The following is a 12,316-nucleotide window of genomic DNA, read 5'->3' on the forward strand; positions in this document are numbered from 1 at the left end:
CTGGGGGGGGCGGGCTCGGAGCGAAGCGGAGAGACGGAGGGGGCCCGCCCGCACGAAAAAGGCCTCCCGCCGAAACGAGAGGCCTCAATCTTTACGACCCTTGGAAAGGATCAGGCCGCGACGACCTCGGTCGCCTGTTCGGCCAGGATGGTCAGGCCTTCGCCGTTGACGTCGGCGAAGCCGCCCTTGACGTCATACTGGGTCTTGGTCCCGCCGACATAGACGGTCACCAGACCCTCACGCAGGGCGGTCATGAAGGGGGCGTGGTCCGGCAGGACACCGAAGTCGCCCTCGACGCCCGGCGCATCCACCTGGTCCACGAGGCCCGAAAAGACCTCGCGTTCCGGCGAGACGAGGGAGAAGTTCAGCTTGCCGGCCATGATCAGGCTTCCGACGCCATCTTCTCGGCCTTGGCGACGGCCTCTTCGATCGGGCCGACCATGTAGAAGGCCGATTCCGGCAGGTGGTCGTACTCACCGGCGACGATGCCCTTGAACGAGCGGATCGTGTCGGCCAGCTCGACGAACTTGCCGGGCGAGTTGGTGAACTGTTCGGCCACGAAGAAGGGCTGCGACAGGAAGCGCTGGATCTTGCGGGCGCGCGAGACGATCAGCTTGTCCTCTTCCGACAGCTCGTCCATGCCCAGGATGGCGATGATGTCCTTCAGGCCCTTGTACTGCTGCAGCACTTCCTGGACCGAACGGGCCACGTTGTAGTGCTCCTCGCCGATGACCAGCGGGTCCATGATCCGCGAGGTCGAGTCCAGCGGATCGACGGCGGGGAAGATGGCCTGGGCGGCGATGTCGCGGTTCAGAACCGTGGTCGCGTCCAAGTGGGCGAAGGAGGCGGCGGGCGCCGGGTCGGTCAGGTCGTCGGCGGGCACATAGATGGCCTGGACCGAGGTGATCGAACCCTTCTTGGTCGAGGTGATCCGCTCTTGCAGGTTGCCCATCTCGGTCGCCAGCGTCGGCTGATAGCCCACGGCCGACGGGATACGACCCAGCAGAGCCGACACTTCGGAACCGGCCTGGGTGAAGCGGAAGATGTTGTCCACGAACAGCAGGACGTCCTTGCCTTCCTCGTCGCGGAAATACTCGGCGATGGACAGGCCGGTCAGGGCGACGCGGGCGCGGGCGCCGGGAGGCTCGTTCATCTGGCCGTAGACCAGGGCGCATTTCGAACCCTCGGTCGAACCGCCGTTCTTGGCCGGATCGACGTTCACGTTGGACTCGATCATCTCGTGATACAGGTCGTTGCCTTCGCGGGTGCGCTCACCCACGCCGGCCAGAACCGAATAGCCGCCGTACGCCTTGGCGATGTTGTTGATCAGTTCCTGCATGGTCACGGTCTTGCCCACGCCGGCGCCGCCGAACAGGCCGATCTTGCCGCCCTTGGTGTAGGGGCACATCAGGTCGATGACCTTGATGCCCGTGACCAGGATTTCCGACGACGTGGACTGCTCCTCGAACGAGGGCGCCTCCTTGTGGATCGGGCGGAATTCGGCGGTCTTGATCGGGCCCTGCTCGTCGATCGGCTGGCCGACGACGTTCATGATACGGCCCAGGGTGCCGGGACCGACCGGCGCCTGGATCGACGAACCCGTGTCCGACACGGGCTGACCGCGCGTCAGGCCTTCGGTCGTGTCCATCGAGATGGTGCGGACCATGTTCTCACCCAGGTGTTGGGCGACTTCCAGCACCAGGGTGAAGGGCTCGCCCGTCTTCTGGTCGATGTTCTGCGTATGCAGGGCGTTCAGGATCGCCGGCAGGTGGCCGGTGAACTCGACGTCCACGACGGCGCCGATGACCTGGGCGATACGGCCCGTGGCGATGGCGGAGACGGGGGCGGCTGCCACCGATGATGGGGCGGCGGCCTTCTTGGCGGCCGGCTTCTTGGCGGCGGGTTTCTTGGCGACGGTGTCGGTCATGGCTGGGGTCCGTATCGGAATGTCTGTTCGGTCGGGATCAGAGGGCTTCGGCGCCGGCGATGATCTCGATCAGCTCGGTGGTGATCTGGGCTTGGCGCTTGCGGTTGTACTGCAGCGTCAGGGCGTTGATGAGGTCGCCGGCGTTGCGCGTGGCGTTGTCCATCGCCGCCATCTGCGACCCGAAGAAGCCGGCCTGGTTCTCGTACAGGGCGGCCAGGATCTGGGTCGTCAGGTTGCGCGGCAGCAGGGTCTCGAGGATTTCCTCTTCCGAGGGCTCGTAGTCATAGACCGCGCCGTTCAGGTCGATGGGCTGTGCGTCCCCTTCGACCACGGCCGGGATCAGCTGCTTGCCGGTCGGGACCTGCTGGATGACCGATTTGAACTGGCTGTAGAACAGGGTGACCACGTCGGCCTGGCCGTTCTCGAACGCCGTAGCGATCATTTCGGCGACCGGCTGGGCCAGGGGCAGGCCGATGGTCTTCTGGGCGCTCAGCTCGAAGGTGTGAACCACCTTGGCGCCGTACAGACGGACCAGCTGATCGCGCGACTTCTTGCCGACGGCGATGATCTTCACATCCTTGCCGTTGGCGATCAGGCTGTTGATCCGCTCGCGCGCGGCGCGGATGACGTTGGTCGAGAAACCACCCGCCAGACCCTTGTCCGCCGTCGCCACCACGATCAGGTGACGCTGGTCCTGACCCGTGCCGGCCAGCAGCTTGGGCGCGTCGGCGCCCGAGACGCCGGCGGCCAGGTTGGCGATGACCGAGGCCATCTTGCGCGCATAGGGTCGGGCGCTCTCGGCCTGATCCTGGGCGCGTTTCAGCTTGGCCGCGGCGACCATCTGCATGGCCTTCGTGATCTTCTGCGTGGCTTTCACGCTTCCGATCCGATTGCGCATTTCCTTGAGGCTGGCCATCCGGCTTTGCTCTTCCTCTAACTAACCGGCGGGGTTCAGGCGAAAGTCTTGACGAAGGCGGCCAGGATGTCCTTCAGCTCGGCCTCGAGGTCGGCGGTCAGGTCCTTCTTGGTGCGGATGCCGTCCAGCAGCGAGGCGTGGTTCGCGTGGATGCGGGCCAGCAGTTCCTTCTCGAACCGGCCGACGTCGCTGACGGCGATACCGTCGATATAGCCGCGCGTACCGGCGTAGACCGAGACGACCTGTTCTTCCATCGCCAGCGGCGAATACTGCGGCTGCTTCAGCAGCTCGGTCAGGCGGGCGCCGCGGGCCAGCAGCTTCTGGGTCGAGACGTCCAGGTCCGAGCCGAACTTGGCGAAGGCGGCCATCTCGCGATACTGGGCCAGCTCGCCCTTGATGGTGCCGGCGACCTTCTTCATCGCCTTGGTCTGGGCCGACGAGCCGACGCGCGACACCGAGATGCCGACGTTCACGGCCGGGCGGATGCCCTGGTAGAACAGGTCCGATTCCAGGAAGATCTGGCCGTCGGTGATCGAGATCACATTGGTCGGGATATAGGCCGAGACGTCGTTCGCCTGGGTTTCGATGATCGGCAGGGCGGTCATCGAGCCCGAGCCATAGTCTTCGTTCAGCTTGGCCGAACGCTCCAGCAGGCGGCTGTGCAGGTAGAAGACGTCGCCCGGATAGGCTTCGCGGCCCGGCGGGCGGCGCAGCAGCAGGGACATCTGGCGATAGGCCACAGCCTGCTTGGACAGGTCGTCATAGACGATCAGGGCGTGCATGCCGTTGTCGCGGAAGAACTCGCCCATGGCGGTGCCGGAGAAGGGCGCCAGGAACTGCAGCGGGGCCGGTTCCGAGGCCGTGGCGGCGACGACGATGGTGTACTCCATCGCCCCGGCCTCTTCGAGGGTCTTGACGATCTGGGCGACGGTCGAACGCTTCTGGCCGATGGCGACGTAGATGCAATAGAGCTTGGCGCTCTCGTCATCGGTCTTGTTGACGTTCTTCTGGTTCAGGATGGCGTCGATGGCGACGGCGGTCTTGCCGACCTGACGGTCGCCGATGATCAGCTCGCGCTGACCGCGGCCGACGGGGATCAGGGTGTCGATGGCCTTCAGGCCGGTCTGCATCGGCTCGTGAACCGACTTGCGCGGGATGATGCCCGGCGCCTTGACGTCGACGCGGCGGCGCTCGGTGAACTGGATCGGGCCCTTGCCGTCGATCGGCTCGCCCAGCGGGTTGACGACGCGGCCCAGCAGACCCTTGCCGACCGGCACGTCCACGATCTCGCCCAGGCGGCGCACATCGTCGCCCTCGGCGATCTGGGCGTCGGCGCCGAAGATCACGGCGCCCACGTTGTCGCGTTCCAGGTTCAGGGCCATGCCCTTGACGCCGGCCTTGGTGAACTCGACCATTTCGCCGGCCTGGACATTGTCCAGACCGTGGATGCGGGCGATGCCGTCGCCGACCGACAGCACGCTGCCGACGTCGGAGACATCGGCTTCGACGCCGAAGTTGGCGATCTGCGACTTGAGGATGGCCGAGATTTCAGCGGCGCGGATGTCCATGACGGGCTCTCTGTTCTTCAGTCTTCTGCGGGTGCGCCGATCAGGCGCGCATTCGTTTGGCGGGAGCGGGCCTTAGGTCCGCTGCTTTCTGGTTTCTGAAACGCGCCTAGGCTCGTTTCAGGGCGAACTTCATCTGGTCGAGCTTGGTCTTCAGCGAGGCGTCGAACAGTTTCGAGCCCACCTTGATCTTCAGGCCGCCCAGGATAGCCGGATCAACGCGCGCGGTCAGTTCCGGCGCCTTGCCCAGGCTGGCGTTCAGCGCGGTCTTGATCGCGACCAGCTGCTTGGCGTCCAGCGCCTGAGCCGAGACGACCTCGGCGGCGACGATGCCGGCGTGCTTGGCGTAGCGGGCCTCGAACCCGGCGATCACGCCCGGCAGATCCTTGGCGCGGTGGTTCTGGGCCAGCAGACCCAGGAAGTTGGCGGTGGTCTGTTCGAACTTGGCCTTGGCGGCGATGGCGACCAGGCCCTTGCCCTGATCCTCGGCCGAAATGACCGGCGAGGTGGCCAGGCGACGCAGGTCGGCGCTCTCGATCCAGGCTGCCTTCAGCGACGCCAGGTCGGCGCGGACGGCGTCCAGGCGGCCGGTTTCCAGCGCCAAATCAAACAGCGCCTGTGCGTAGCGATCGCCGACTTCCGTCGTTCTGAAATCATCAGCCACTGATTAGGGTCCGAGGTCGTTGTGTCAGGGTCGCGACCGATTGCGAGGGTCGCAACGGCCAAAAGCCTGAAATGCTTACGGAAAGCACGATAGAGGCCGTATTCGTGAATACGCCCCCTTCAAGCCGGGCGCCTGATAGCACGGGGTTTTGCTGCTCGCAACATTGCGTGAAGGGGCGATGAAGCCGCACCCCGTCACAAGCGCCCGCCCGGCGTGTCGCACACCGGTCATCCCCGCATGGGATATCGCGCCCTACTCCCCCTCGAGCCTCAATATCCCGAGACCCCAGATGAAGCCTGCCGCCCTGCTGATCGCCGTCGCCTTCGCCGCCCTGGCCTCCGCCTCCGCCTCCACCTCCGCCGCCGAGTCTCCAGCCTCGGACGCCGCCCGCCCTGTGCGGCTGATGAGCTACAACATCCGCTACGACGCGCCCGACGACACGCCGAACTGGGTTCAGCGTCGCCCGCATATGGCGCGCCAGATCGCCTTCTTCGATCCCGACGTCCTGGGGGTCCAGGAAGCCCTGATTCCGATGGTCGCCTATCTGGCCGAACAGGCGCCGGCCTATGACCACTATGGCGTCGGCCGCGACGACGGCGCCCAGGCGGGCGAGACCACCACCCTGTTCTGGCGGCGCGCCCGGTTCGAGACGATCAGCACCCAGACCCTGTGGTGCTCGCCCACCCCGGACCGACCGTCCAAGGGGTGGGACGCCGCCCTGCCCCGCACCGTGACGCGGGTCGTGCTGCGCGACCGGGCCAGCGGCCGTCTGCTGGACGTGCGCAACGCCCATATGGACCACGTCGGCGCGGTCGCGCGCGAGCACTGCGCCGCCCTGGCTGCGGACCTGGCCCCGGCGACGGTCGAGGGCGTGACGGCGGCGGTGGTGCTGATGGGGGATTTCAACGCCGGCCCAGACACCGCCGCCTATCGCCGCGTCCTGACGGCCGGACTGCGCGACGCCCGCACGGTCAGCCCCGTCGCGTTCGGGCCGGACGGCACCTTTAATGACTTCGACATCGCCAAGGACAATGACGGCGTCGCCATCGACCATGTCTTCGTCGGCCCCGGCCTGTCGGTCGAACGCTACGGCGTGCCGACCGATTCCTTCGCAGGCCAGGTGATCTCGGACCACTTCCCTGTCGTGGTCGATATCGCCCTGGACGGCCGGTGATTGCCAAATGGCGGCCAGGGGTGCGACGATTGCGCCGCACCCTTGCGCTTGATCGGAACCTGCGGCGGCCCTAGCGCTTTCCGCCCCCGCTTTTCCCTCTAGGACTTTTCATGCTCGACAGCATTACGCCCCTGCTCTCCGACCCGGCCGCCTGGGCCGCGCTGGTGACGCTTATCGTGATGGAGGTCGTGCTCGGTATCGACAACCTGATCTTCATCTCGATCCTGTCGAACAAACTGCCGGCGGAACAGCGTCAGAAGGTGCGGCGTATCGGCATCGGCCTGGCCTTGGTCATGCGCCTGGCCCTGCTGTCGATCATCGCCTGGCTGGTCGGCCTGGTGCAGCCGGTCTTCACCGTCATGGGCAACGAATTCTCGTGGAAGGATCTGATCCTGATCGCGGGCGGCCTGTTCCTGGTCTGGAAGGCCACCAAGGAAATCCACCACACCGTCGATCCCACGCCCAGCCATGATGTGCTGGATAAGAAGGACGTGGTGATCAGCAACGTCGGCGCGGCGATCTTCCAGATCATTCTGCTGGACCTGGTCTTCTCGATCGACTCGATCCTGACGGCTGTCGGCATGACCGAACACCTGCCGATCATGGTGATCGCGGTCCTGGTCGCCGTGACCGTCATGCTGCTGGCCGCCGACCCGCTGGCCAACTTCATCAACGAGAACCCCAGCGTCGTCATGCTGGCCCTCGGCTTCCTGCTGATGATCGGCATGGTGCTGATCGCCGACGGCTTCGGCTATCATGTGCCCAAGGGCTATATCTACGCCGCCATGGCCTTCTCGGCCGGGGTCGAGGCCCTGAACATGATGGGTCGTCGCTCCACCACGAAGAAAGAGAAGGCCACGGCCGCCCGCGCCCAGGCCGATCAGGCCGAGGCCCGCGCCAAGAAGGCCGAGGCGGAAGCCGCCGCCGAACAGGCCTGATCCGATGACCCGCCTGTCGTTACGTCTCGCCGGCCTCGTCTCCGGCCTGCTGCTGGCGACAGGCGGCGTCTTGCCGGTCCACGCTCAGGTTCCGGTCCAGGCCTATGAGGTCGTGCGCGCCTATCCGCACGACACGACGGCCTTTACCGAAGGCCTCTTCATCCATCAGGGGGCCCTGTACGAAAGCACCGGCCTGTACCCGTCCTTCATCCGCCAGGTGCAATTGGAAACCGGCGAGGTGCTGCGCCAGCGCGACCTGCCGACCGTCTATTTCGGCGAGGGCATGACCACGCTGAACGGCAAGCTCTACAGCCTGACCTGGCGCAACCACATCGGCTTCATCTGGAAGCTGGACGACTTCTCGCCCCTGGGCGGCTTCTCCTATCCCGGCGAGGGCTGGGCCCTGACCACCGACGGCCGGCGGCTGATCATGAGCGACGGCACCGACCAGCTGCGCTTCCTCGATCCCGACACCCTGGCCGAGACCGGCCGGATCTCCGTCACCGCCGACGGCAAGCCGCTGTACCGGATCAACGAGCTGGAGTGGATCGACGGCGAGGTCTTCGCCAACCTGTGGCAGGACAACCGCATCGCCCGCATCGACCCTGAGACCGGCGTGGTGAAGGCCTTCATCGACCTGACAGATCTGGTCCCCCAGGACGCGGGCCTGGACCCCAGGGACGATGTCCTGAACGGCATCGCCTGGGACGCGGCCGGCAAACGCCTGTTCGTCACCGGCAAACGCTGGCCGCAACTGTTCGAAATCAAGCTGCGCTGACCCCGGAAACAGCGAGGGGGCGGACGCCTGCATGCGTCCGCCCCCTCGCCGCCTCTGCTCCGGCCTTGATCAGCCGTGCAGGTCGAACCGGTCCAGCTCCATGACCCGGGCCCAGGCTGCCACGAAGTCATCGACCAGCTTCTTGTGTCCGTCCGCCTCGGCATAGACCTCGGCCAGGGCGCGCAGAACGGCGTTGGAGCCGAACACCAGATCGACGCGCGTGCCGGTCCAGCGCAGTTCGCCGGTCTTGCGATCACGACCGTCGAACAGATCCTTGGCTGACGAAGAGGCCGACCACTTCACGCCCATGTCCAGCAGGTTGACGAAGACGTCGTTGGTCAGGGCGCCCGGCCGATCCGTCAGCACCCCGTGGGTCGAACCGCCCACATTGATGTTGATGGCGCGCAAGCCCCCGATCAGCGCCGTCAGTTCAGGCGCAGTCAGGGTCAGACGCTGGGCCTGGTCGATCAACAGGGACTCGGCGGGAACGGTGTAGCGGGCCTTCTGATAGTTGCGGAAACCGTCGGCGACCGGCTCCAGATAGCTGAAGGACTCGACGTCGGTCTGGGCCTGGCTGGCGTCCGTCCGGCCCGGCGTGAAGGGCACGATGACGTCATGGCCAGCGGCCTTGGCCGCCTGTTCAACGCCCGCGGCGCCGGCCAGCACGATCAGGTCGGCCAGCGAGACCCGCTTGCCGCCGGCCTGTTCCTGGTTGAAGGCGGACTGCACGCCTTCCAGGGTCTTCAGCACCCGATCAAGGTGCTGGGGCTGGTTGACGGCCCAGTCCTTCTGCGGCGCCAGGCGGATGCGCGCGCCATTGGCGCCGCCTCGCTTGTCCCCGCCCCGGAAGGTCGAGGCCGAGGCCCAGGCCACGCCCACCAGCTCCGAAACGCTCAGGCCCGTCGCCAGCACCTGGGCCTTCAACGTGGCCACATCGCCCGCGTCGATCAGCGGATGATCGACGGCCGGCACGGGATCCTGCCAGACCAGTTCCTCCTGCGGAACCTCCGGCCCCACATAGCGCGAGCGCGGACCCAGGTCGCGGTGGGTCAGCTTGAACCAGGCGCGGGCGAAGGCGTCCGCGAAGGCCTGGGGATCGTTCAGGAAGCGCCGCGAGATCTTTTCGTAATCGGGATCGACCCGCAGCGCCAAGTCGGTGGTCAGCATGGTCGGCCGACGCATCTTGGTCGGATCGTGGGCGTCGGGAATGATTTCCCCGGCGTCCTTGGCCACCCACTGGTGGGCGCCGGCGGGCGACTTCTCCAGCTCCCATTCGAAGCCGAACAGGTTCTCGAAGTAGAAGTTGCTCCACTGGGCCGGGGTCTGGGTCCAGGTGACTTCCAGGCCGCTGGTGATGGCGTCCCCGGCCTTTCCGCTGCCGAAGCTGGAGGTCCAGCCCAGGCCCTGCGCCTCCAGGCCATCAGCCTCGGGCTCGGGTCCGACATGCTCAGCCGGGCCGGCGCCATGGGTCTTGCCGAAGGTGTGGCCGCCGGCGATCAGGGCGACCGTCTCCTCGTCGTTCATCGCCATCCGCGCAAAGGTGTCGCGGATATCGCGGGCCGAGGCCAACGGATCGGGATTGCCGTCGGGGCCTTCCGGGTTGACGTAGATCAGTCCCATCTGAACCGCCGCCAGCGGGTTCTCCAGATCGCGCGTGTGTTTGACGCCGTCGGCGGTGTCGTCCGCGACCAGAACGGCCTCGTCGGCCGGCTTGTCCACGCCGTTCGAGCCGCGCGCATAGCGTTCGTCGCCGCCTAGCCAGGTGTTTTCACGCCCCCAATAGACGTCCTGATCCGGCTCCCAGGTGTCTTGGCGACCACCGGCGAAGCCGAAGGTGCGCAAGCCCATGGTCTCCAGCGCCACATTGCCCGTCAGGATGAACAGGTCGGCCCAGGAGATGGCCTGACCGTATTTCTGCTTGATCGGCCACAGCAGGCGGCGCGACTTGTCGATGTTCACATTGTCCGGCCACGAGTTCAGGGGGGCGAACCGCTGCTGGCCACGCCCGCCGCCGCCCCGGCCGTCGCCGACCCGATAGGTGCCGGCGCTGTGCCAGGCCATGCGGACGAACTGAGGCCCGTAGTGGCCGAAGTCCGCCGGCCACCAGTCCTGCGAATCCGTCATCAGCTGGCGCAGGTCGTTCTTCAGCGCCTCATAATCCAGCTTGGAAAAGGCCTCGCGATAGCTGAACCCCTCGCCCAGCGGGTTCGACCGCGACGAATGCTGGTTCAGCAGATCGGTGCGCAGCTGCCCCGGCCACCAGTCGCGGTTCTGGACCCCGCCCCCGGCGACCGACTCTGTCGTCGCGCCTGAGAACGGGCATTTGGCTTCGGTGGTCATGGCGGTCTTCCCTATGATGGCGCGATGCGGCGGGCGTGTTGGCGATAGCCCTTCGGCCGACGTGGCTATTGAACACGGCCCAGCTTCATAAGGCCAATCGATTATCTTTGATTTCGGCATAGGCTTGGCCTATCTGTCTCGAATGCTCCCCACCCTGCGTCAACTCCAGTACCTCAAGCTTCTCGCCGAACACGGCAGCTTCTCCCGCGCCGCCGAGGCCGCCCACGTCAGCCAGCCCGCCCTCAGCGCCGGGGTGCAGGAGCTGGAACGGATCCTGGGCGCCCCCGTGGTCGAGCGGGCGCGCGGCGCCGTCATCATGACCGCCGTCGGGGCCGAGGCCGTGCGCCGGGCCGAGGACGTCCTGGCCCGGACCGAGGATCTGGTCGAGGCAGCCAAGAACGCGGGACGGCTGCTGTCGGGCCGGTTCCGCCTGGGCGTCATCCCGACCGTGGCCCCCTTCCTGCTGCCCGCCAAACTGCCGTCGCTGAAGATCGCCTATCCGAACCTGAAACTGTTCATCCGCGAGGATCTGACGCCCCGTCTGATCGCCGCCCTGAAAGCAGGCCAGATCGACGCCGCCGTCATCGCCCTGCCCTACGACGCGCCGGGGGTCGAACACGCCCGTATCGGCGACGACGAGATCCTGGCCGCCGCCCCCCACGACCACGCCCTGGCCGCCCCCGGCCCGATCCGCCCCGGTTCGCTGCGGGCCGAGGATCTGATCCTGCTGGAAGACGGCCACTGCCTGCGCGACCACGCGCTTGCGGCTCTGGACATCGAGGCCCCGCGCGGCGACGACGTCTTCGCCGCCACCAGCCTGCACACCCTGATCCAGATGGTCGGCTCGGGCCTGGGGGTCAGCTTCCTGCCCAAGATGGCGGTCCAGGCCGGCCTGGCCGACACCCCTTCCGTCGTCATCCGCGCCTTCGAGAACCAGGCCGACGGCGCCCCGCCCCACCGCGAAATCGTCGTCGCCTGGCGCTCCGGCTCCAGCCGCGCGGCCGAGGCCCGGTTGCTGGCCGAAGCCCTGAAGCTGGATTGAGGGTCGCAGGATGACGGACGCCAAGCTCAAGATCGCCGTGATCGGCCCCGGCGCCATCGGCGGCACGGTGGCGGCCTGGCTGGCGCAGCGCGCGGATCTCGACGTCCTGGTCTGCGCCCGCACGCCGTTTGCGGACCTGGAGATCGAAGCCCCCGGCGGGCGGATCGCCGCCACGCCGACGGTCGCGACCCGCCCGGACGGTCTGACGCCCGTCGACTGGGTGATCGTGGCCACCAAGACCTATGACACCGCCTCGACCCTGGTCTGGCTCGAGGGGCTGGTCGGCCCTGAAACGCGGGTGGCCATTCTCCGCAACGGGGTCGAACACCTGGCCCCGTTCGCCGACCGAGTCCCCGTCGACCGCCTCGTCCCCGCCGTGGTGGACATACCGGCTGAACGCCGGGCGCCCGGCCGGATCCTTCAGAGGCGCGACGGCTGGATCAAGACTCCAGACGGCGAAGCGGGCGCCGCCTTCGTCGCCCTGTTCGCCCATACGCCGATCCACGCCGAGACCACGGCCGACTTCCGCTCCGAAGCTTGGAAGAAGCTGGCCCTGAACTGCGCCGGCGCCGTCAACGCCCTGATCCTCAAACCCTCCGGCATCGCCCATGACGAAGGCGCCGCCTCCGTGATGCGCGCCCTGGTCGCCGAATGCGTCTTGGTGGGTCGAGCGGAAGGGGCGCTCCTGCCCGACGATCTGCCGGACCAGGTCATCGCCGGCTATCGCGCCGCCGCCCCGGACGGGATCAACTCGCTCCACGCCGACCGCGCCGCCGGCCGCCCCATGGAGCTGGACGCCCGCAACGGGGTCATCGTCCGCCTCGGCGCCCGCCACGGCCTGCCGACCCCGGCCAACGCCCTGATCGTCGCCCTGCTGAACGCGGCCGCGCTGTAGGCGCGGTCCCGCTTTTGGGCTCAAACAAAAAGGGCCGGCGGATCGCTCCGCCGGCCCTCTTTCTATCTCAGCGAACC

The 12,316-nt window shown here is 67.1% G+C and carries 11 protein-coding genes; 5 read left to right on the plus strand and 6 right to left on the minus strand.

Translation table 11 applies throughout. The features are described from left to right. Positions 1 to 110 precede the first annotated feature (110 nt). The 5 genes from OU998_RS16085 to OU998_RS16105 form a co-directional block, all read right to left on the minus strand. Complete coding sequence (locus OU998_RS16085) at positions 111 to 380, minus strand: ATP synthase F1 subunit epsilon (RefSeq protein ID WP_267514663.1); 270 nt, start codon at positions 378 to 380, stop codon at positions 111 to 113. A gap of 2 nt (positions 381 to 382) precedes the next feature. Beyond that, positions 383 to 1,927 (minus strand): F0F1 ATP synthase subunit beta, encoded by a 1,545-nt coding sequence (gene atpD, locus OU998_RS16090; protein WP_267514664.1) that lies wholly within the window; start codon positions 1,925 to 1,927, stop codon positions 383 to 385. A 37-nt stretch (positions 1,928 to 1,964) separates the two neighbouring features. After that, a complete protein-coding gene (locus OU998_RS16095; RefSeq protein WP_267514665.1) occupies positions 1,965 to 2,843 on the minus strand; it encodes a F0F1 ATP synthase subunit gamma in 879 nt (292 codons plus the stop codon). Between the two features lie 35 nt (positions 2,844 to 2,878). Beyond that, on the minus strand, positions 2,879 to 4,411 hold the full coding sequence (gene atpA, locus OU998_RS16100; protein ID WP_267514666.1) for a F0F1 ATP synthase subunit alpha: 1,533 nt from the start codon (positions 4,409 to 4,411) through the stop codon (positions 2,879 to 2,881). A 106-nt stretch (positions 4,412 to 4,517) separates the two neighbouring features. Continuing rightward, positions 4,518 to 5,072, minus strand: coding sequence for a F0F1 ATP synthase subunit delta (locus tag OU998_RS16105; protein WP_267514667.1), 555 nt, complete (start codon positions 5,070 to 5,072; stop codon positions 4,518 to 4,520). 289 nt (positions 5,073 to 5,361) lie between these two features. On the opposite strand from OU998_RS16105, the gene OU998_RS16110 reads away from it, so the two are divergent. From OU998_RS16110 to OU998_RS16120, 3 genes are all read left to right on the plus strand, one after another. Continuing rightward, positions 5,362 to 6,246, plus strand: coding sequence for an endonuclease/exonuclease/phosphatase family protein (locus tag OU998_RS16110; RefSeq protein ID WP_267514668.1), 885 nt, complete (start codon positions 5,362 to 5,364; stop codon positions 6,244 to 6,246). A gap of 110 nt (positions 6,247 to 6,356) precedes the next feature. Continuing rightward, complete coding sequence (locus OU998_RS16115) at positions 6,357 to 7,184, plus strand: TerC family protein (RefSeq protein WP_267514669.1); 828 nt, start codon at positions 6,357 to 6,359, stop codon at positions 7,182 to 7,184. 4 nt (positions 7,185 to 7,188) lie between these two features. Further along, positions 7,189 to 7,962 (plus strand): glutaminyl-peptide cyclotransferase, encoded by a 774-nt coding sequence (locus OU998_RS16120; protein ID WP_267514670.1) that lies wholly within the window; start codon positions 7,189 to 7,191, stop codon positions 7,960 to 7,962. A gap of 69 nt (positions 7,963 to 8,031) precedes the next feature. On the opposite strand, the gene katG is transcribed toward OU998_RS16120, so the two are convergent. Then, positions 8,032 to 10,302 (minus strand): catalase/peroxidase HPI, encoded by a 2,271-nt coding sequence (gene katG, locus OU998_RS16125; protein WP_324287969.1) that lies wholly within the window; start codon positions 10,300 to 10,302, stop codon positions 8,032 to 8,034. A gap of 142 nt (positions 10,303 to 10,444) precedes the next feature. On the opposite strand from katG, the gene OU998_RS16130 reads away from it, so the two are divergent. Then, positions 10,445 to 11,344: a hydrogen peroxide-inducible genes activator gene (locus tag OU998_RS16130; protein ID WP_267514672.1), complete on the plus strand. Its 900-nt coding sequence runs from the start codon at positions 10,445 to 10,447 to the stop codon at positions 11,342 to 11,344. A 10-nt stretch (positions 11,345 to 11,354) separates the two neighbouring features. Next, the gene (locus OU998_RS16135; RefSeq protein WP_267514673.1) at positions 11,355 to 12,239 is read left to right on the plus strand and encodes a 2-dehydropantoate 2-reductase; all 885 of its coding nucleotides are present in this window, start codon (positions 11,355 to 11,357) and stop codon (positions 12,237 to 12,239) included. The last annotated feature ends 77 nt before the right edge of the window (positions 12,240 to 12,316 follow it).

Source organism: Brevundimonas sp. SL130 (genome assembly GCF_026625805.1).
Classification (GTDB): domain Bacteria; phylum Pseudomonadota; class Alphaproteobacteria; order Caulobacterales; family Caulobacteraceae; genus Brevundimonas.

Bases quoted from the DNA above. Each gene is read 5' to 3' on its own strand.
- atpA (WP_267514666.1), bottom strand. From the start codon at position 4,411: ATGGACATCCGCGCCGCTGAAATCTCGGCCATCCTCAAGTCGCAGATC.
- OU998_RS16120 (WP_267514670.1), top strand. From the start codon at position 7,189: ATGACCCGCCTGTCGTTACGTCTCGCCGGCCTCGTCTCCGGCCTGCTG.
- OU998_RS16095 (WP_267514665.1), bottom strand. From the start codon at position 2,843: ATGGCCAGCCTCAAGGAAATGCGCAATCGGATCGGAAGCGTGAAAGCC.
- OU998_RS16130 (WP_267514672.1), top strand. From the start codon at position 10,445: ATGCTCCCCACCCTGCGTCAACTCCAGTACCTCAAGCTTCTCGCCGAA.
- OU998_RS16085 (WP_267514663.1), bottom strand. From the start codon at position 380: ATGGCCGGCAAGCTGAACTTCTCCCTCGTCTCGCCGGAACGCGAGGTC.
- OU998_RS16110 (WP_267514668.1), top strand. From the start codon at position 5,362: ATGAAGCCTGCCGCCCTGCTGATCGCCGTCGCCTTCGCCGCCCTGGCC.
- OU998_RS16115 (WP_267514669.1), top strand. From the start codon at position 6,357: ATGCTCGACAGCATTACGCCCCTGCTCTCCGACCCGGCCGCCTGGGCC.
- OU998_RS16135 (WP_267514673.1), top strand. From the start codon at position 11,355: ATGACGGACGCCAAGCTCAAGATCGCCGTGATCGGCCCCGGCGCCATC.
- atpD (WP_267514664.1), bottom strand. From the start codon at position 1,927: ATGACCGACACCGTCGCCAAGAAACCCGCCGCCAAGAAGCCGGCCGCC.
- katG (WP_324287969.1), bottom strand. From the start codon at position 10,302: ATGACCACCGAAGCCAAATGCCCGTTCTCAGGCGCGACGACAGAGTCG.